Annotated in this window: 14 protein-coding genes; 7 read left to right on the top strand and 7 right to left on the bottom strand. The window is 66.7% G+C overall.

From position 1 onward, the window contains the following. Window positions 1-90: 90 nt before the first annotated feature. Window positions 91-516, top strand: a complete 426-nt coding sequence (locus AC5P7E_RS00815) for a hypothetical protein (protein WP_005413932.1) — start codon at window positions 91-93, stop codon at window positions 514-516. Window positions 517-589: 73 nt separating this feature from the next. Here the strand turns inward: AC5P7E_RS00815 and AC5P7E_RS00820 are convergent, their stop codons facing one another. Further along, complete coding sequence (locus tag AC5P7E_RS00820) at window positions 590-2,017, bottom strand: class II fumarate hydratase (RefSeq protein ID WP_012480781.1); 1,428 nt, start codon at window positions 2,015-2,017, stop codon at window positions 590-592. A 293-nt stretch (window positions 2,018-2,310) separates the two neighbouring features. Here AC5P7E_RS00820 and purB point away from each other — a divergent pair, with 293 nt between their 5' ends. The 6 genes from purB to lpdA all read left to right on the top strand — a co-directional run bounded on the left by purB (window position 2,311) and on the right by lpdA (window position 12,411). Continuing rightward, on the top strand, window positions 2,311-3,678 hold the full coding sequence (gene purB, locus AC5P7E_RS00825; RefSeq protein ID WP_111193528.1) for an adenylosuccinate lyase: 1,368 nt from the start codon (window positions 2,311-2,313) through the stop codon (window positions 3,676-3,678). 650 nt (window positions 3,679-4,328) lie between these two features. Beyond that, a complete protein-coding gene (locus AC5P7E_RS00830; protein WP_049452169.1) occupies window positions 4,329-5,744 on the top strand; it encodes a ribosomal protein uL16 3-hydroxylase in 1,416 nt (471 codons plus the stop codon). Window positions 5,745-5,752: 8 nt separating this feature from the next. Continuing rightward, entirely contained in the window at window positions 5,753-6,649 is an 897-nt protein-coding gene (locus AC5P7E_RS00835; RefSeq protein ID WP_024956655.1) for a GNAT family N-acetyltransferase, read from the top strand. 187 nt (window positions 6,650-6,836) lie between these two features. Beyond that, the gene (locus AC5P7E_RS00840) at window positions 6,837-9,668 is read left to right on the top strand and encodes a 2-oxoglutarate dehydrogenase E1 component (RefSeq protein ID WP_005410271.1); all 2,832 of its coding nucleotides are present in this window, start codon (window positions 6,837-6,839) and stop codon (window positions 9,666-9,668) included. Between the two features lie 40 nt (window positions 9,669-9,708). Beyond that, window positions 9,709-10,911 carry a dihydrolipoyllysine-residue succinyltransferase gene (gene sucB / locus AC5P7E_RS00845; protein WP_005410272.1) on the top strand — a complete coding sequence of 401 codons (1,203 nt, stop codon included), beginning with the start codon at window positions 9,709-9,711 and terminating at the stop codon, window positions 10,909-10,911. Window positions 10,912-10,974: 63 nt separating this feature from the next. Further along, the gene (gene lpdA / locus AC5P7E_RS00850) at window positions 10,975-12,411 is read left to right on the top strand and encodes a dihydrolipoyl dehydrogenase (protein ID WP_114618921.1); all 1,437 of its coding nucleotides are present in this window, start codon (window positions 10,975-10,977) and stop codon (window positions 12,409-12,411) included. Between the two features lie 113 nt (window positions 12,412-12,524). Here lpdA and AC5P7E_RS00855 read toward each other — a convergent pair whose 3' ends face one another. The 6 genes from AC5P7E_RS00855 to AC5P7E_RS00880 all read right to left on the bottom strand — a co-directional run bounded on the left by AC5P7E_RS00855 (window position 12,525) and on the right by AC5P7E_RS00880 (window position 19,465). Further along, window positions 12,525-12,773 carry a hypothetical protein gene (locus tag AC5P7E_RS00855; protein ID WP_043034714.1) on the bottom strand — a complete coding sequence of 83 codons (249 nt, stop codon included), beginning with the start codon at window positions 12,771-12,773 and terminating at the stop codon, window positions 12,525-12,527. Continuing rightward, window positions 12,770-12,982 carry a hypothetical protein gene (locus AC5P7E_RS00860; protein ID WP_005410275.1) on the bottom strand — a complete coding sequence of 71 codons (213 nt, stop codon included), beginning with the start codon at window positions 12,980-12,982 and terminating at the stop codon, window positions 12,770-12,772. The genes AC5P7E_RS00855 and AC5P7E_RS00860 overlap by 4 nt, the downstream gene beginning before the upstream one ends. A 168-nt stretch (window positions 12,983-13,150) precedes the next feature. Next, entirely contained in the window at window positions 13,151-14,740 is a 1,590-nt protein-coding gene (locus AC5P7E_RS00865; protein ID WP_114618920.1) for an alkaline phosphatase D family protein, read from the bottom strand. Then, on the bottom strand, window positions 14,740-16,983 hold the full coding sequence (locus tag AC5P7E_RS00870) for a TonB-dependent receptor family protein (RefSeq protein ID WP_329761638.1): 2,244 nt from the start codon (window positions 16,981-16,983) through the stop codon (window positions 14,740-14,742). The genes AC5P7E_RS00865 and AC5P7E_RS00870 overlap by 1 nt, the downstream gene beginning before the upstream one ends. A 173-nt stretch (window positions 16,984-17,156) precedes the next feature. Beyond that, window positions 17,157-18,587 (bottom strand): replicative DNA helicase, encoded by a 1,431-nt coding sequence (locus AC5P7E_RS00875; RefSeq protein WP_005410278.1) that lies wholly within the window; start codon window positions 18,585-18,587, stop codon window positions 17,157-17,159. A gap of 317 nt (window positions 18,588-18,904) precedes the next feature. Next, window positions 18,905-19,465, bottom strand: coding sequence for an NADPH-dependent FMN reductase (locus tag AC5P7E_RS00880; protein WP_024956652.1), 561 nt, complete (start codon window positions 19,463-19,465; stop codon window positions 18,905-18,907). Window positions 19,466-19,519 lie beyond the last annotated feature (54 nt).

Genomic DNA, 19,519 nt, shown 5'->3' on the forward strand with positions numbered 1-19,519 from the left:
CGCACCCGACCGGCTGCGGCCTTCCGTTGCCGGTCGGGCACTGTCGGCGGGCTTACAATGGGGGCCCCGGATGCCCCCGAACCGAACGCCATGAAGAAGTTGTTCCTGCTGCTGGCCACCCTGCTCTGCCTGGGTCTGGTCGGCTGCGACAAGGATTACCGCAATCACCGCGCCGAGCGCGGCAAGCCCAAGATTTCCGTCAGCGAAGGCATGGTGACCGTGCGCCGCCCGCCGGCACCGAACATCATCATCCTCGGCGACGGCACGATGAAGGTGGACGAGATCCAGATTCCGCTGGACGACGGGCAGAAGCAGATGCTGCAGACGATGTTCGGCAAGCTGCAGGTGCTGCGCCAGAACACGCTGGTGGCCGCACCGGCCGATCCGAACATGCAGCCGGTGAAGATCCAGCCGCCGGAGGGCATGGAGGTGATCCCGGCCGACCTGATCCAGCGCATCCCCGAGTTCAAGGATTACACCGACACCTTCGGCAACATCGTCGCCGACCGTCGCTGAAGAAAAACGCCGCCCGAGGGCGGCGTTCTCGTTTCCGTAGAGTCGAGCGTGGCTCGACTCTACAACCGGCCGATCAACCGCCGGCGCCACCACCGCCAGCCTGGATGCCACCAGCAGTCAGCGCAGTCGGGTCCAGCAGGCGACGCAGCTCGGCCTCATCAAGCCCGCTGTCTTCCAGCGCCACGTCCAGCACCGGGCGCTGTTCCTTGTAGGCACGCTTGGCAATCGCCGCTGCCTTCTCGTAGCCGATGATCGGGTTCAGCGCGGTGACCAGGATCGGGTTGCGCGCCAGCGCCTCGGCCACGCGGTCCTCGCGCACCTTCAGCCCTGCGATCGCGCTGTCGGCCAGCAGCCTGGACACATTGGCCAGCAGGCCGATGCCGTCGAGCAGGTTCACCGCGATCAACGGCAGGGTGACGTTGAGCTGGAAGTTGCCGGTCTGCCCGGCCACGGTGATCGCGGTGTGGTGGCCGATCACCTGCGCGCAGGCCATCACCGTGGCTTCCGGAATGACCGGGTTGACCTTGCCTGGCATGATCGAGCTGCCCGGCTGCAGTGCCGGCAGTTCGATCTCGCCCAGCCCGGCCAGCGGACCGGCGTTCATCCAGCGCAGGTCATTGGCGATCTTGATCAGCGCCACGGCCAGCGCATTGAGCTGGCCCGACAGTTCCACTGCATCATCCTGCGCGGCCAGACCTTCGAACTTGTTCTCGGCGCTGTCGAACTTGAAACCGGTCTGCTGCTTCAGCGCCTTGGCCACCTGTGCACCGAAGCGTGGGTCGGCATTGATGCCGGTGCCGATGGCGGTGCCGCCCAGCGGCAGGCGGCGCACGCGCTTGAGGCTGTCTTCGATGCGCTCCTGCGCCGAGGCCAGCTGCGCCGACCACGCACCGAATTCCTGCTCGAAGGTGAGCGGCATCGCGTCCATCAGGTGGGTACGGCCGGTCTTGACCACCTTGCGCAGGCTGCGGCCCTTCTTGTCCAGGGTCTTGCGCAGGTGCACCAGCGCCGGCAGCAGCTGCTCGTGCGTCGCCAGCACCGCCGACACCCGCAGCGCAGTCGGAATCACGTCATTGGAGCTCTGCCCCTGGTTGACGTGGTCATTGGGATGCACGGTGGTCTTGCCCGCCTTGCCGGCACGGTTGGCCAGGGTGGCGATGACCTCATTGGCATTCATGTTCGACGACGTGCCCGAACCCGTCTGGTAGACGTCGATCGGGAACTGCGCGTCCCAGTTGCCGGCGGCCACTTCGGCAGCAGCGGTCTGGATGGCCTTGGCCACATTCTTCGGCAGGTGGCCCAGCTCGGCGTTGACGCCGGCGGCTGCGCCCTTGACCAGGCCCAGGGCGCGGATGAAACCGCGCGGCATGCGCTGGCCCGACACCGGGAAATTCTGCACGGCGCGCTGGGTCTGCGCGCCCCACAGGGCATCGGCAGGCACCTGCAGCTCGCCCATGCTGTCGTGTTCGATTCTGAAACCCTTGCTTGCAGCTTTGCTCATTGCATCAACTCCGCACTACTTCAGTTGGGGAAAGGGAAGCGGCGGCTGGCAGGGTGTCGCTTCCCGGGCTGGCGGCTGCGGCCACAATACTCCCTTGCCCGCAGCATGGGATGACGAGGGCGGGCCAGATCGTTCCACCTGCACGGCCGTTCTGCGCGCGCAAGGGTAGTGCCGGCCGCTGGCCGGCAACCACGCCCGGCCTACGCCGCCATGGCTTGCCGGCCAGCGGCCGGCACTACCTGACCGGCACGTCGTAGAATATGGCCCCCGCCGCTCGTCCCAGCCCTGCCGACATGTCCGATTCCGCCCTGCTCGCCCTGTCCCCGCTCGATGGCCGCTACGCCGGCAAGGTCGACGCCCTGCGCCCGATCTTCTCCGAATACGGCCTGATCAAGGCCCGCATCGTGGTCGAGGTGGAATGGCTGCTGGCCCTGGCCGCCGAGCCGGGCATCGTCGAGCTGGCCCCGTTCTCCGACGCCGCCATCGCCCGCCTGCGCGCCCTGGCCGCCAGCTTCAGCCCGGCCCAGGCCGCGCGCGTGAAGGAAATCGAGCGCACCACCAACCATGACGTCAAGGCGGTGGAGTACTTCATCAAGGAACAGCTGAAGGACGACGCCGAGCTGGCTCCGGCGCTGGAATTCGTGCATTTCGCCTGCACCAGCGAAGACATCAACAACCTCAGCTACGGCCTGATGCTGGAACAGGCCCGCCGCGAGGTGCTGCTGCCGACCCTGGACGGCATCGCCACCACGCTGCGCAACCTCGCCCACGCCCAGGCCGGCCAGCCGATGCTGTCGCGCACCCATGGCCAGACTGCCTCGCCGACCACGCTGGGCAAGGAGCTGGCCAACGTGGTCGCGCGCCTGGAGCGCCAGCGCAGGCAGATCGCCGCGGTCGAGCTGACCGGCAAGATCAACGGCGCGGTCGGCAACTACAACGCCCACGTGGCCAGCTACCCGGACGTGGACTGGCCGGCCTTCGCCGAGCGCTTCGTGACCGGCCTGGGCCTGGTGTTCAACCCGTACACCACGCAGATCGAACCGCACGACAATGTTGCCGAGATCGGCGATGCCGCACGCCGTGCCAACATCATCCTGATCGACCTGGCCCGCGACATCTGGGGCTACATCTCGCTGGGCTACTTCAAGCAGCGCCTGAAGGAAGGCGAAGTCGGCTCGTCGACGATGCCGCACAAGGTCAATCCGATCGATTTCGAGAATGCGGAAGGCAACTTCGGTATCGCCAACGCGCTGTTCGAGCACTTCAGCGCGAAGCTGCCGATCAGCCGCTGGCAGCGTGACCTGACCGATTCCACCGTGCTGCGCGCACTGGGCACCGCGTTCGGCCACAGCCAGGTGGCGCTGGATTCGCTGGCCAAGGGCCTGGGCAAGCTGGAGGTGAACCCACAGCGCCTGGACGCCGATCTGGACGCGGCCTGGGAAGTGCTGGCCGAGGCCGTGCAGACGGTGATGCGCCGCCACGGCCTGCCGAACCCGTATGAGCAGCTGAAGGCGCTGACCCGTGGCCAGGGCATCACCGCCGAGTCGATGCGTGCGTTCGTGCAGGGGCTGGAGCTGCCGGCGGATGCGAAGCAGCGCCTGCTGGAGATGACCCCCGGCAGCTACACGGGTCTGGCCGAGGCCCTGGCGAAGAAGATCTAAGGGGTTTCCTTTGCGGCGGCGGCCGCGGGCGCTGCCTGCGGCAGGCAACGGCAACATCAACGTCAAGAGCGGCTCTGGGTTATTGCCTCGCTTGGCGGGGCGGGTTGGGTTCGCGGGGGACGCCGTGAACCCATCCCTGGGGGCTTGGCCGCGGCATCCATGCCGCGGACACCCCCGCGAACCCAACCCGCCCCACCTCTGACAGATTCCCGGTGACGGATCGAAGAGCATTGGGTTGTCGGGACGGAATTTGAAAGAGGGACGCGGCTTCGCCGCGTCCCTCTTTTGTTTTGGCACGAGCAAGCGCAGCGCGCGACCCGCTGTTGCTTTTGCTTTTCTTCTTCCATTCCGTGGCGGGCCGCGCAGGAAACTGCCAGGGGCCGGGCGGGTGGGCTGCGCGGGGGTGTCCGCCGCATGGATGCGGCGGCCAAGCTTACAGGGACGTACTTGCAGCGTCCCCCGCGCAGCCCACCCGCCCGGCCAAGCGCGGCTTTTGCTTGTGAACCCACCCCGCCACGAGGGGCTCCGCCGTTGGCCGGACACCCCGCGACAAACCCGCGCACGTGCGCAATCCCGACGAACGGCGGACAATGGAGACCTTGGCGGCCCGCCGCGCCGCCCCTCCCGCTTTCCGCTGCAAGGATTCCCCCATGGCCGCCCGCAAGTCCTCCGCCCCCCTGATCGAAGTCACCGCCCGCCCCGGCCAACCGCTGGGCATGGCGCCGGCCACCTTCCTGCGCGACTTCTGGCAGAAGCGCCCGCTGCTGATCCGCAACGCCTTCCCCGACTTCCAGACCCCGGTGCAGCCGGAAGACCTGGCCGGGCTGGCCTGCGAAGAAGGCGTGCTGGCGCGCCTGATCGAGCACGACAAGACCCAGGACGGCTGGCGCGTGCGTACCGGCCCGTTCCAGGAAGACGTGTTCCCCGCCCTGCCCGACCACGACTGGACCCTGCTGGTGCAGGACGTGGACAAGTGGGACCCGGACGTGCGCGCCCTGATCGAGCACTTCAGCTTCCTGCCGCGCTGGCGCATGGATGACGTGATGATCAGCTTCGCCGCCACCGGCGGCTCGGTCGGCGCCCATGTCGACCAGTACGACGTATTCCTGCTGCAGGCCCACGGCCACCGCCGCTGGCAGATCGATGCCAGCGAATCGATCAAGGGCAGGCAGCCGCCGCTGGGCTTCCGCCCCGACGTGGAGCTGAAGCTGCTGAAGGTGTTCAAGCCCACCCACGACTGGGTGCTGGCGCCGGGCGACATGCTGTACCTGCCGCCGAACGTGCCGCACCACGGCGTCGCTGAAGACCCCTGCCTGACCTTCTCCTTCGGCATGCGTGCGCCGTCCTCGGCCGAGCTGATCAGCGACTACCTGGACACCCTGATCGCCGACGCCGACGAGAACATCCGCTACCAGGATGCCGACCTGAAGGTGCCGGCCGACCCGAACGAGATCGACACGGTGGCGATGGCGCGGGTGATCACCGCGCTCAATGCCATCCGCATGAACGATCCGGACAAGCTGGGTGACTGGTTCGGCCGTTTCATCACCACCTACCGCGCGGCCGGCGAAGTGATGGCTCACCAGGCCGCACCGGCACAGGAGGAAGTGGTCCAGGCCCTGGCCTCGGGCCTGCTGCTGCAGCGTCATCCGTGGGCACGCCTGGCCTGGCGCCGGGCCAAGCGCGGCGCCAGCCTGTACGTCAGTGGCCAGGACTTCGCGCTGCCGGTGAAGGACGCGCAGCGCCTGGCCGGCGCCGAGCAGCTCGATGCCGCCGCCTATCGCGGCCTGTCCGACAAGGGCCGCGCGGTGGTCCAGCAGCTGTTGGTCGGTGGCGTGTTCCAGCTGATCGATCCGAACGAGGTGTATGACGCTGAAGATGAGGATGACGGCGAAGACGCCGTGGTGCTCGGCGAAGTGGTTGAAGGCCGTGACCGTGTCGACGCGATCGACGCCGAGGCGGTGTCCGACGATGTCCACACCGTGACCGTGCACGACGACGGCATCGAGGTCATCGTCAACTTCGAGGATCACGACGAAGACGACAGCGACGACGGTCGCGCCTGAGCCCTGCCATGGTCCGGGTCCAGCAGGTCAGCCACGCCGACGCCCACGTCGCCATCCACGACGTGCGCCAACGCGTGTTCGTGCAGGAACAGGGCATCGCCGCCGAACTGGAACGCGATGCGCTGGACCCGCTCAGCGCCCATGTGCTGGCGCTGGACAGTGACAACCAGCCGGTCGGCACCGGTCGGCTGGCCCCGGACGGCCGCATCGGCCGCATGGCGGTGCTGGCCAGCCATCGCAGCCACGGGGTCGGTGAGGCCCTGCTGGAGGCACTGGTCGAGGCCGGGCGCAGGCTCGGCCTGGCCGAGCTGCACCTGCACGCCCAGCTGCCCGCCCGCGATTTCTATGCCCGCCAGGGCTTCCTGCCGGAAGGCGAGGTATTCGAGGAGGCCGGCATCGGCCACCAGCAGATGCGCCGCCGGTTGGGCGCGGCCAGTGCCATCGACAGCCGCGAGCAGGCGGTGGCCATCACCACGGCCATCGTCCACCGTGCCCGCCGCCAAGTGTGGCTGCACAGCCGTCAGCTGGACCCGGGACTGCTCGACGCGCCGCCGGTACAGGCCGCCCTGCGCCGCTTCGTCACCGCCCGCCACGACAAGCAGCTGCGGGTGATCGTGCACGACGCCGCCGCCATCGCCTCTGCCGGGGCACCGCTGCTGGCCTTGGCCCAGCGCCTGCCCAGCGTGATCCAGTTCCGCGAGGTCACCGACCCGATCGACCGTGCGTTGGCCTCGGCCTGCCTGCTCAACGACGCCGGCGACTTCTACTTTCGTCTGATCGGTCATCGCCTCGACGGCGAGGCAGGCGTCGCGCTGCCTGCACGTTCGCAGCCGTTCGAGCAGCAATTGCAGCGGGTCTGGGACCGTTCGCGCGATTGCAGCGAACTGCGTGCGCTCGGCATCTGAGCGGGGTACCGCCCACTCAACCTGTCTGGAAGCGGCACCGGGGGACCCGGGATGCCCGTTTTGGTGCCCCTTCCTGTCCGGATGGGGGTACAATTTGGCTGTTTGAACGCGCCCGCGCAGGGCTATTCATCTTCCTGCCGGGTCCTTCTGAAGCCATACCCCACAAAGCGAATCAACACCCTCCATCGTGGACAATCAACTGAAGCAGTTTGCGCAATCTTCGCAGCTCGCCGGCGGCAACGCCTCCTATGTCGAGGACCTGTACGAGCAGTACCTGGTCTCCCCGGACAGTGTCGATCCCAAATGGAAGACCTACTTCGACGGCTTCAAGGGCCGCGAAGCAGGCGACATTCCGCACTCGGCCGTCATCTCCCACATTGCGGACGCGGCCAAGGAAGCGCTGAAGGCCGGCACCGGCAACGGTGCGGGCGACGAGCGTGAACGCAATGTCGGTCGTCTGATCACCGCCTACCGCTCGCGCGGCCACCTGGACGCCCGCCTCGATCCGCTGGGCCTGGCCGCGCCGGTCAACACCCCGGACCTGGGCCTGCCGTTCCACAGCCTGTCCGATGCCGACCTCAACAGCGAGTTCAGCACCGGCGGCGTCGGTGGCCAGCCGCGCATGAAGCTGCGCGACCTGCTGGCACGCCTGAAGGCGACCTACACCGGCTCGATCGGTGCGGAGTTCATGCACATCTCCGAGGTCGAGCAGCGCCAGTGGATCTACAAGAAGCTGGAAGCAGCCGGTGGCAACTACCAGCTGGACGCTGACACCCAGCGCCGCACCCTGGAGCGCCTGACCGCGGCCGAAGGCCTGGAGCGCTACCTGCACACCAAGTACGTCGGCCAGAAGCGCTTCTCGCTGGAAGGCGGCGACTCGCTGATCCCGATGATGGACACCATCATCCGCAGCGCCGGCAAGGATGGCGTCAAGGACGTGGTGATCGGCATGGCCCACCGCGGCCGCCTGAACGTGCTGGTCAACACCCTCGGCAAGAACCCGCGCAAGCTGTTCGACGAGTTCGAAGGCAAGTTCGAGCACGACGAGCACGCTTCTGCCGGCGACGTGAAGTACCACATGGGCTTCTCGGCCGACGTGGCTACCGACGGCGGCCCGGTGCACCTGGCGCTGGCGTTCAACCCGTCGCACCTGGAAATCGCCGACCCGGTCGTGGCCGGTTCCGTGCGTTCGCGCCAGGAGCGCCGCAAGGACACCGCACGCAAGCAGGTCATGCCGATCCTGATCCACGGCGATGCGGCCTTCTCGGGCCAGGGCGTGGTCATGGAGCTGTTCCAGATGTCGCAGGCCCGCGGCTTCGCCGTCGGCGGCACCGTGCACATCGTGGTCAACAACCAGGTCGGCTTCACCACCTCCAACCCGCTGGACACGCGCTCCACGCGCTACGCCACCGACGTGGCGAAGATGATCGCCGCCCCGGTGCTGCACGTGAACGGCGATGATCCGGAAGCGGTGGTGTTCGCCGCGCAGCTGGCCTTCGAGTTCCGCCAGAAGTTCGCCAAGGACGTGGTCATCGACCTGATGTGCTACCGCCGTTGGGGCCACAACGAGGCCGACGAGCCGGCGATCACCCAGCCGCTGATGTACCAGGTGATCCGCAAGCACCCGACCACCCGCGAGATGTACGCCGAGCAGCTGGAAAAGGCAGGCGTGATCGCTGCCGGTGCCGGCAAGGCGATGGTCGATGCCTACCGCGAGAAGCTCGATGCCGGTGAGGTGACCACCGAGCTGGCCAAGGTCGAGAAGACCCCGCCGACCAGCCCGCTGTTCGTCGATTGGCCGAAGCTGCTGGAAGGCAAGCTGTCCGACCCGGTCTCGACCAAGGTCGAGAAGAACAAGCTGGTCGAACTGGCCAAGCTGATCAACACCATTCCCGAAGACGTGCAGCTGCACTCGCGCGTGGCCAAGGTCTATGACGACCGCCGCAAGATGGCCGCCGGCGAGATCCCGGGCGACTGGGGCTTTGCCGAGAACCTGGCCTACGCCACCCTGCTCGACGAAGGCCACGCACTGCGCCTGGTCGGCCAGGACGTCGGTCGCGGTACGTTCACCCACCGCCACGCGATCCTGCACGACCAGAAGACCGACAACTACTACATGCCGCTGCGGCAGCTGGTGGATTCGCCGGAGAAGGCCACCGTCATCGATTCGCTGCTGAGCGAAGAAGCGGTGATGGCCTACGAGTACGGCTTCTCCACCACCGATCCGAACACGCTGTGCATCTGGGAGGGCCAGTTCGGCGACTTCGCCAACGGCGCCCAGGTGGTGATCGACCAGTTCATCGCCGCCGGTGAAGCCAAGTGGGGCCGCATTTCCGGCCTGACCCTGCTGCTGCCGCATGGCTATGAAGGGCAAGGTCCGGAGCACAGCTCGGCGCGCCTGGAGCGCTTCCTGCAGCTGTGTGCACTGGAGAACATGCTGGTGGTGGTTCCGTCCACCCCGGCACAGGCCTTCCACATGCTGCGCCGCCAGCTGCACCTGACCACCCGCAAGCCGCTGGTGGTGATGTCGCCGAAGTCGCTGCTGCGCCACAAGCTGGCCGTGTCGACCCTGGACGAACTGGCCAACGGCGAGTTCCAGCACCTGATCGGCGACGCCAGTGCGGACGCCAAGAAGGTCAAGCGCGTGGTGCTGTGCTCGGGCAAGGTCTACTACGACCTGCTGGAAGACCAGACCAAGCGTGGCCAGGACGACGTGGCGATCATCCGCGTGGAGCAGCTGTATCCGTTCCCGCGTGCGCTGCTGGCTGCCGAGCTGAAGAAGTACGGCAAGGCCACCGACGTGGTGTGGACGCAGGAAGAACCGCAGAACCAGGGTGCGTGGTACCAGATCCGCCACCACCTGCAGTTCTGCCTGGCCGACGGCCAGAACCTGCACTACGCCGGTCGCGCACGTTCGGCGTCGCCGGCTGCCGGTCACATGGCTGACCACGTCCGCGAACAGCAGCAGCTGATCGCCGACGCGCTGGTCAACCCGTTCAACGACACGTTCGCTGAATAATCCTCCCCCTATTTAGAAGACAAACCAGGAAGCTCCCGCAATGGCCACCGAAGTCAAAGCCCCGGTACTGCCCGAATCCGTCGCCGACGGCACCATCGCCACCTGGCACAAGAAGGTGGGCGACGCCGTCAAGCGCGACGAAAACCTGCTTGACCTGGAAACCGACAAGGTCGTCCTGGAAGTGCCGTCGCCGGTCGACGGCGTGCTGAAGGAAATCAAGTTCGCCGAAGGCTCGACCGTGACCTCCAGCCAGGTCGTGGCGATCATCGAAGAAGGCGCCGTGGCTGCTGCCCCGGCTCCGGCTGCCGAAGCCGCTCCGGCTGCAGCCGCTGCCCCGGCCGCTGCTGCTCCGGCCGCTGCCGCCGCTCCGGCCCCGGCCGCCAAGTCGGCCGCCGATGCGCTGCCGCCGGGCGCCCGCTTCACCGCCATCACCGAAGGCGTGAACCCGGCCGACGTCGACGGCACCGGCCGTCGCGGCGCGGTGACCAAGGAAGACATCGTCAACTTCGCCCGCAACGGCGGCGCCGGCAAGGCCGGTGGCGCACGTCCGGAAGAACGCGTGCCGATGACCCGCATCCGCAAGCGCATCGCCGAGCGCCTGATGGAGTCGAAGAACTCCACCGCGATGCTGACCACCTTCAACGAAGTCGACCTGTCCAAGGTCTCGGCGGCGCGCAAGGAACTGCAGGACGAGTTCGTCAAGGCACACGGCATCAAGCTGGGCTTCATGAGCTTCTTCGTGAAGGCCGCCGCCAACGCGCTGCAGCGCTTCCCGCTGGTCAACGCCTCGATCGACGGCGACGACATCATCTACCACGGCTACTCGGACATCTCGATCGCCGTCTCGACCGAAAAGGGCCTGGTCACCCCGGTCCTGCGCAATGTCGAGCGCATGTCGTTCGCCGACATCGAGAAGACCATCGCCGACTACGCCAAGAAGGCGCGTGACGGCAAGCTGGGCCTGGATGAACTGCAGGGCGGCACCTTCACCGTGACCAACGGCGGCACCTTCGGTTCGCTGCTGTCGACCCCGATCATCAACCCGCCGCAGAGCGCCATCCTGGGCATGCACGCCATCAAGGAGCGTCCGATCGCCCAGAACGGCCAGGTCGTGATCGCGCCGATGATGTACCTGGCGCTGTCGTACGACCACCGCATCATCGACGGCAAGGATTCGGTGCAGTTCCTGGTGGACATCAAGAACCAGCTGGAAAACCCGGGCCGCATGCTGTTCGGCCTGTAAGACACCTCCCGCCCCTCCGCGCCTGCGCGGAGGGGTTCTGGTAATGCATCAAGGAATAATTCAATGGCTGAACAATTCGACGTCGTCGTCATCGGTGCCGGCCCGGCCGGTTACCACGCTGCCATCCGCGCGGCCCAGCTGGGCCTGAAGACCGCCTGCATCGACGCGGCGCTGGGCAAGGACGGCAAGCCGGCCCTCGGCGGCACCTGCCTGCGCGTGGGCTGCATCCCGTCCAAGGCGCTGCTGGATTCCTCGCGCCAGTTCTGGAACATGGGCCACATCTTTGGCGACCACGGCATCAGCTTCAAGGATGCCAAGATCGACGTCGAGGCGATGGTTGGCCGCAAGGACAAGATCGTCAAGCAGTTCACCGGCGGCATCGGCATGCTGTTCAAGGCCAACAAGGTCGCTGCCTATTATGGTTTTGGCGAACTGCAGCCGGGCAACGTGGTCAAGGTCACCCAGCATGACGGTTCCATCGTCGAGCTGAAGGGCACCAACGTCATCATCGCGGCCGGTTCGGATTCGATCGAACTGCCGTTCGCCAAGTTCGACGGCGAGACCATCGTCGACAACGTCGGCGGCCTGGACTTCACCGAAGTGCCGAACCGCCTGGCGGTGATCGGCGCCGGCGTCATCGGCCTGGAACTGGGCAGCGTGTGGAAGCGCCTGGGCGCGGAAGTCACCATCCTCGAAGCCATGCCGGAATTCCTGGCGGCTGCCGACGCCGAAGTGGCCAAGACCGCAGCCAAGGAATTCAAGAAGCAGGGCCTGGACATCAAGCTCAATGCCAAGGTTTCCAAGACCGAGATCACCGGCAAGGGCAAGAAGAAGGAAGTCATCGTCACCTACGCCGACGCTGAAGGCGAAAAGACCCTGACCGTGGACAAGCTGCTGGTGGCCGTTGGCCGTCGCGCCGCCACCAAGGGCCTGCTGGCCGAAGGCACCGGCGTCAAGATCAACGAGCGCGGCCAGATCGAAGTCGACGCGCACTGCCACACCGGCGTCAACGGCGTGTGGGCGGTCGGCGACTGCGTGCGCGGCCCGATGCTGGCGCACAAGGGCTTCGAGGAAGGCATCGCGGTGGCTGAGCTGATCGCCGGCCTGCCGGGCCACGTCAACTTCGACACCATCCCGTGGGTCATCTACACCGAGCCGGAACTGGCGTGGGTCGGCAAGACCGAAGCCCAGCTGAAGGCCGAAGGCATCCCGTACAAGGCCGGCAGCTTCCCGTTCGCCGCCAACGGCCGTGCCGTGGCGATGATCGAGCCGGCGGGCTTTGTGAAGATCCTGGCCCATGCCGAAACCGATCGCATCCTCGGCATGCACCTGGTCGGCGCCAACGTCTCCGAACTGGTGCACGAAGGCGTGCTGACCATGGAGTTCAGCGGTTCGGCCGATGACCTGGCCCGCATCTGCCACGCCCACCCGTCGCTGTCGGAAGTGATCCACGACGCGGCGATGGCGGTCAGCAAGCGCGCCATCCACAAGGCGAACTGATCGTTCGCTGGTAGTGCCGGCCGCTGGCCGGCATCACCCGGATACGAAAAACCTCGCTTCGGCGGGGTTTTTTTGTTGCCCGTTTCCCTGTAGCGCCGAGCATGGGCTCGGCGCTACACCTTTCCAGCCGGCTTCTTCGGTGGATCCTCGCAGACCCTGTGCTGCACAACCGTATCGCCGACCTTCCATTCCTTCGCGACCCTGCAGCGCTCCTTGGCTTTCGGCGCAGAGACCGCCGCAGCATTGGCCTCGTCAGCCGCAGCGGTCTGCTGGCGTTCCAGCCACACCGAAGGCGGTGCTGGAGGTGCAGCCAGTACCGGGCCCGCCAACAGGACCAGTCCGACCAGCAACACAGCCCTCATGCCGCCACCGGGCCGCCGCCGAGCAGGCGCGCGGGCAGCATGAACAGCGCGCGCAGGAACGCAAACAGCGCCGAGAAGGTGATGCCGACCAGGCGGAACGGCAGGCTCAGCAGCCACACGAACGGCCAGGCGATCAGGGCAAGGATCGCCAGCGGCCAGCACAGCACGAACAGCAGGCACCACACACCGAGCGCGAACAGGGTCTTCATCACGGTCTCCTTGTGGCGGCACCTTGCCGCCTGCGGACACCTTGGCGCCCCGCTCTGGCCGCCCGCAAACGGTTTGCGACGAAACCCGGCTCGGGGCGATGAATCCGGTGGTGGGGAAACCGAAGATTGATCAGGTTGCCGGCCAGCGGCCGGCACGACCGAACGGATTCACACCGGCACTGCGCCCGGGCGGCCGTGGGTGACCTGGAAGCGCGCCGCAGTGCGCACCGGCGCATCCGCGTGCAGCACGCTGTCGGCGAAGCGCAGCTCCGCATCCACGGTCTGCCGGTTCAGCTGCAGCTTCCACCAGCCGCGGCGGTCACCGTCGAAATAGCGGATATGCGGGTTCTGCGGAATCGACGAACCGTAGTACGGGCCATAAGGCGTATCGTCGCCGCCACTGCTGATTGCCGGCGCGATGAACTCGGTGGCCACCACCGGGGCATCGGCCGCGTCGAAATCCAGCTTCAGGTCATTGACGAAAGTGGAATGCCAGTCACCACCGAGCACGATGGCATTGCCCTGCCCGCCCGCCTGCATCGCCTGCAGCAACCGCTTGCGTGCGGCGGGATAGCCGTCCCAGGCATCGTTCCAGAAGCGCTCTCGCGCCGTGCCGCCGTCCAGCCGCAGCTGCGCCATCAGCAGCTGCTGCACCACCACGTTCCAGCGCGTGCCCCGTGCGGCCGCCATCGACTGCGCGAACCAGGCTTCCTGGCCCACGCCCAGCATGCTAATGCGTGGATCCAGCGCAGCGTCGCAGCGCGGCGACTCGCCCACCCCGCAGGGATTGGCCGGACGGAACTGGCGGCAGTCGAGCAGCGCAAGCTGTGCCAGATCGCCGTAACGCAGGCGCCGATGCACGCGCAGGCCACCGTTGCCCGCAGGCGTACTACGCATCGGCAGGTGTTCGTAGAACGCGCGGTAGGCCGCCGCGCGGCGAACGATGAAGTCCTCCGTCGAGACGCCGGGCTTCTCCGGATGGATGCCGGAGTAATCGTTCTGCACTTCGTGGTCGTCCCAGATCACCGCGAACGCGTGGGCGGCGTGCGCGGCCTGCAGATCGGGATCGAGCTTGTACAGCGCGTACTGGTCGCGGTAGCGCTCCAGGCCGACGGTCTCGCCACTGAAGCGTTCCGCATCCAGCGTGAGACCACGCGCGTTCTGCAGTGGGCTGTACTCGTACAGGTAGTCACCGGCATGCAGCACCAGGTCGACATCATTCTTCGCGATATCGCGCAGCACCGGGTAGTAGCCACTGTTCCAGGCCTGGCAGGTGCACAGGGCCAGCCGCAGCTGCTGCAGCTGCGTGTCGGGCAGCGGCGCGGTGCGGAAGTGGCCGACCGCGCTTTCCTCGTCACCGTCGCAGGCAAAACGGTAGTAGTAGTCGCGGCCTGGGCGCAGGCCATTGACCTCCACGTGCACCGAATGCGCCAGCTCGGGCACCGCCGCGGCGACGCCACGCTGCACCAGCCGGCGCATGCCCGGGTCTTCGGCCACGAACCAGCGCACCGGCACCGCCCGCGATGGCATGCCGCCGCCGTTGAGCGGGTCCGGCGCCAGACGCGTCCACAGTACGGCTCCCTGCGGATCCGGATCGCCGGCGGCGACGCCCAGGGTGAACGGATCACGCCCCAACCGCGGGCGCGGGCCGGCCGTGGCCAGCCCCGGCATCGCCGCCAGTGCGATCGCCGCCCCCGTGCCCTGCCACGCCATGCGCAACAGGCGACGACGGCTTTCCGGATCGACGGGGCCGCGCATCAGAAGTGCACGGTGGCGGTGGCCATCACCTGCCGCGGCGCGCCAACCTGCATGGTCGCCAGGCTGCGGGTCGGGTCGGCGGCGTAGGTGCCGTTGGTGTTGATCGAGGACAGGTAGCGCTTGTCGGTCAGGTTGGTCAGGTTCAGCGCCACGGTCAGGTTCTGCGCCGGGCCGAGCGTGCCGAAGTCATAGGCCACCGAAGCGTTGACCAGCCAGTAGCTGGGCACCGACACGTCGTTGGTATAGGTCACGTAACGCTTGCCGACATGGTTGGCGGCCAGGCGCAGGTCCCACGGGCCCGGGGTCCAGGCCAGGGTGCTGGCGAACATCCATTCCGGGGTGTCGACGGTCTTCTTGCCGCGGGTCGGCACCACGCCGTTGTTGACGTAGTCGTTGTCGTAGGTGCTGTCATTCCACGACAGCGCGTTGGACCAGGCCAGGTCCTGCATCGGCTTCAGCTGCAGGGTCGCCTCGGCGCCGCGGCTGGTTACCGAACCGACGTTGGAGAACAGCGCCGGGCAACCGAGGATGCCCACGCACTGCGCGATGGCCAGCAGACGGTTGTCGAACTTGACGTCGTACACCGCTACCGAGGCTTCATAGCCCTGGCCGTAGCCGCGCCAGCCCAGCTCGATGGTGCGCGACTGTTCCGGCTTCAGGTTCTTCGCGCTGGCATCGAAGGCGGCCTGCGGCACGTTGAACGGGCTGCCCACGCCCAGCGCGTAGGCGGCCACGTTCTTGGCGAACGAGCCGAAGATCTCGTTGCCCTCGTTGAGCTTGAAGTTGAAGCCCGCCTGCGGGAGCAGGCCCTTCTTCGAGGTCAGGCTGCTGTTGTTGGCATAGCTGCCCAGCGGCGTGCGCACGCGGGTGCGGGTGTGCGGCGACTTCGCGCCGATGTCGATGGTCAGGCGGTCATCGAACAGGCGGAAGCGGTCCTGCACGTAGAACTGGCGGGTGATGGTGGTGTAGCGCTGGTGCCACACGCGCTGGTCCGGATTGCGCAGGAAGAAGTCGTCAGTGATCGGGCCGTCGATGTAGTAGAAGTTGCGCTGCACGCTGTGGCCGTTGTCTTCGTACCACAGGCCCGCCTCCAGTTCGTGGCCCGCCACGTTCCAGGTGAACGCCGAGGTTACGCCGGTGCGGTCGATCGCATACTCGGTGGTGCGGATCGAGATCGGGATCTCGCGGCTGGTGCCCGGGTTGGACGGATTGGACGGGCTGAACCAGTGGCCCTGGCCACGGTTGCTGTGGTTGTAGACGTTGACCTTCAGGCGCATCGACTCGTTCAGGCCGAAATCACCGGCAATGCTGGACACATCGTCATTGCGCAGGCCGTGGCCGGAGTAATAGGCGTCCCACGGGCTGTTGACGCCACCACTGTACTTTCCGCGTGCAGCAGCCACCGCGCGATCCCAGTCCGGCGTGTAGTTGTCCCAGTCCCAGCCGAGGCGATCGATCATCTCCAGCGACAGGTCCTGGTAGTCGGCCTCGACACGGCGCGAAGCGTTGAACAGCGCGGTGATCCTGCTGTCCGTGCCGAAGTTGTAGGTGGCCTTGCCGTTGAACTGCTTCAGTTCCTGCGAGCCCTTGCCCTTCCACTTGTCGCCTTCGGAATACACGCCGGACAGGTAAGCGGCAAAGCCCTGGTGGTCGCCGGTATCGAGGCGCGCATAGCTGCGGCGCGCATTGTCGCTGCCGAAGCTCTGTGCCAGCACGACCCCATATTCGGTGGACGGATCGATCGAGTAGAACTGGAACACGCCGCCGAGGTTGCTGGTGGACGGCGTACCCAGCGCACCAATGCCGGTGGAGACCTCCGCACCGCCCAGGTTCTCGCTGATCACCGCGCGGCTGATGTGCAGGCCGTTGCTGTTGCCGTAGGCCATGTTGCCCAGCGGGATGCCATCGAGGGTGTAGCCCAGGCGATTCTGGTTGAAGCCACGCAGGCTGATGCTGGTGGACCATTCGTAGGCGCCGGTGGCATCGGCCGATTCGAAATGCACGCCCGGCTTGGCCGCCAGCAGCTTCAGCGGGTTGGCACCGGGCGGCAGGACCTTCATGTCCTCGGCGGTCACGCGCTGCACCTGGCGGGCTTCGCCGCGGCCGATCACCGAGATCGAATCGAGAGTCGTGGCCGACTGCGCGTCGGTCGCCGGGGCGGTTTCAGCGACAGCCAGCGACGGCAGCGAAGCACAGACCAGCAGGGCCAGCAGATTGCGGCGAAGCGGAGCGTGGGACGGCATGGAGGCGGATTCCTTGGGCACGCTGGACGCCGAAGGGCGGCGTCGAAGAGCAGCAGCGGCGGAATCGTAGAAGCCTCGCGTTACATGTCATTTACACGCCACGTACGGAAGATTGGCGTTCTGAATGGTTTGCAAGCCGTGGGGTGGTTGCCGGCCAGCGGCCGGCACTACGGTTATTCGAATGAGCCGACCGAGTCGTGGGCCAGGTTGTCGAAGCGGGTGTACTCACCGAAGAACTTCAGCTTGCACGATCCGGTCGGGCCACCACGGTGCTTGCCGATGATGATCTCGGCCAGGCCCTTGTCCGGCGAATTTTCCTTGTTGTAGTAATCGTCGCGGTAGATGAACACGATCATGTCCGCGTCCTGCTCGATTGCGCCCGATTCGCGAAGGTCGGCCATCACCGGGCGCTTGTCGGTACGTGTTTCCAGCGAGCGGTTGAGCTGCGACAGCGCGATCACCGGCACGTGCAGTTCCTTGGCCAGGCCCTTCAGCGAACGCGAGATCTCCGAGATTTCGGTGGCGCGGTTTTCGCTGTTGCCCGGCACGCTCATCAGCTGCAGGTAGTCGATCACCACCAGGCCCAGGTCGTGCTCGCGCTTGAGGCGGCGGCACTTGGAACGCAGCACTTCCGGCGACACGCCCGGCGTATCGTCGATGAAGATCTTGGTTTCCTTCAGCATCTTGATTGCGCTGGTGACGCGGCTCCAGTCTTCATCTTCCAGCTGGCCGGTACGCAGGCGCTGCGCGTTGATGCGGCCGTTGGAGGAGATCAGGCGCATCGCCAGCTGCGAGGCCGACATTTCCATCGAGAACACCGCCACGCCCTTCTTCGACTTGATCGCCGCGTACTCGGCGATGTTCAGTGCAAAAGTCGTCTTGCCCATGGCCGGGCGCGCGGCGAGGATGATCAGGTCGGTCGGCTGCAGGCCGGCGGTCATCGCATCGAAGTCGTTGTAGCCGGTCGGCAGGCCGGTGATGTTGCCGCCGTTCTCGAAGCGGTTGCGCAGTTCCTCGAAGGCATCCTTCAGCGCGCCAGGCATCGCCACGAAGTCGGTACGGCCGCGTGCACCCTGTTCAGCGATGGCGAACACGCTCTTCTCCGCAGAGGCCAGCAGCTCACTGCTGTCACGGCCCTCAGGCTGGAAGCCATCGTTGACGATGTCGGTGCCGACCTGGATCAGCTGCCGCAGCACGGCCTTGTCACGCACGATCTCGGCATAGGCCACGATGTTGGCCGCCGACGGCGTGGTGCTCGCCAGCTCGATCAGGTAGGCACCATCGCCCACCAGTTCCAGCTTGCCCTGTGATTCGAACCACTCGCCCAGGGTCACCGCGTCGAACGGCCGCTCGCGCTCGGACAGCTCACGGATCGCGCGGTAGATCATCTGGTGATCGCGGCGGTAGAAATCGCCCTCGGTCAGCTGGTCGTTGACCCGGTCGTAGGCCTCCGGCGCCAGCATCAGGCCACCCAGCACCGCCTGCTCGGCTTCCACCGAATGCGGCGGAACGCGCAACTGGTCGATACGCGATTCATCGCGATCACGATCAAAGCCATCACCGCGCTCTCTGCGGTTGGAACGGAAGCCGGAACGAGCGGACATGCTGCGGTGTTTCCTGCAAAAGTGGGCCGGACGAGTGTAGGCATGCGCCGACCCCGGCAGCCATGGACAAGCCTGTGGATAAGCCGTGGAGAAACGGGGGATATCCGCCAGTGCCTGGCCACTCTGGCGCGGGGGCGTCGCAGTGCCTGCGACGGGCGCCGTTGCGGCGCCCGGGTGGGTCATTATCGCAGATCAGGCGGCCAGGGTCGGATTCCGTGCAGCGCACGGACTCCGGTGCTCAGCGGAACGTAGGGCCAGGGCCCGCCGCTGCGCGCCGGGATCCGACCCGCGGCCTGGCTGCTGCTACCCCATCGGTCTCAGTCGCCCTTCACGTGCACCGCGATCAGTGCCAGGAACCGGTCCACGTACCCCTGCAGGAATTTCTGCGTGCCCTCGTTGTGGATCGTGCCGTCGGCGTCGATCAGGCCGTCCTTGAAATGGATGAACGCCTCGGGCTGGCCGAGCACGTGCATGTCCAGGAAGGCCAGGCTGTTGCGCAGGTGCTGCTGGGCCACGGCGGTGCCGATCTGGCCGATGGAGGCGCCGATCACCGCCGCCGGCTTGCCGGCAAACGCACTGTCACCGTAGGGGCGCGAGCCGACGTCGATGGCGTTCTTCAGCACGCCCGGCACCGACCGGTTGTATTCGGGGGTCACGAACAGCACCGCGTCGGCGGCGCGCACCTGATCCTTCAGCCGGGTGCCCTGAGGCGGGTACTGGCCATCGAAATCCTGGTCGTACAGCGGTAGATCACCAATCTGCACGTACTGGAAGCGCGCGCGGTCGCCAGCGATCTTCTCCAGCGCATGGGCCAGCTTGCGGTTGCAGGAATCCTTGCGCAGGCTGCCGACGAACACAGCGATGGTGGGGACGGACATAGGGACATACTCCTCACGGTGCGGGAGGCCCAGCCTAGACGCCGGGCCCGTGCC

It is taken from the genome of Stenotrophomonas sp. YJH_SMC_25 (genome assembly GCF_059369595.1).

Bases quoted from the DNA above. Each gene is read 5' to 3' on its own strand.
- AC5P7E_RS00830 (WP_049452169.1), top strand. From the start codon at position 4,329: ATGGCCGCCCGCAAGTCCTCCGCCCCCCTGATCGAAGTCACCGCCCGC.
- AC5P7E_RS00875 (WP_005410278.1), bottom strand. From the start codon at position 18,587: ATGTCCGCTCGTTCCGGCTTCCGTTCCAACCGCAGAGAGCGCGGTGAT.
- AC5P7E_RS00870 (WP_329761638.1), bottom strand. From the start codon at position 16,983: ATGCCGTCCCACGCTCCGCTTCGCCGCAATCTGCTGGCCCTGCTGGTC.
- AC5P7E_RS00880 (WP_024956652.1), bottom strand. From the start codon at position 19,465: ATGTCCGTCCCCACCATCGCTGTGTTCGTCGGCAGCCTGCGCAAGGAT.
- lpdA (WP_114618921.1), top strand. From the start codon at position 10,975: ATGGCTGAACAATTCGACGTCGTCGTCATCGGTGCCGGCCCGGCCGGT.
- AC5P7E_RS00865 (WP_114618920.1), bottom strand. From the start codon at position 14,740: ATGCGCGGCCCCGTCGATCCGGAAAGCCGTCGTCGCCTGTTGCGCATG.
- AC5P7E_RS00835 (WP_024956655.1), top strand. From the start codon at position 5,753: ATGGTCCGGGTCCAGCAGGTCAGCCACGCCGACGCCCACGTCGCCATC.
- AC5P7E_RS00815 (WP_005413932.1), top strand. From the start codon at position 91: ATGAAGAAGTTGTTCCTGCTGCTGGCCACCCTGCTCTGCCTGGGTCTG.
- sucB (WP_005410272.1), top strand. From the start codon at position 9,709: ATGGCCACCGAAGTCAAAGCCCCGGTACTGCCCGAATCCGTCGCCGAC.
- AC5P7E_RS00855 (WP_043034714.1), bottom strand. From the start codon at position 12,773: ATGAGGGCTGTGTTGCTGGTCGGACTGGTCCTGTTGGCGGGCCCGGTA.
- AC5P7E_RS00820 (WP_012480781.1), bottom strand. From the start codon at position 2,017: ATGAGCAAAGCTGCAAGCAAGGGTTTCAGAATCGAACACGACAGCATG.
- AC5P7E_RS00860 (WP_005410275.1), bottom strand. From the start codon at position 12,982: ATGAAGACCCTGTTCGCGCTCGGTGTGTGGTGCCTGCTGTTCGTGCTG.
- purB (WP_111193528.1), top strand. From the start codon at position 2,311: ATGTCCGATTCCGCCCTGCTCGCCCTGTCCCCGCTCGATGGCCGCTAC.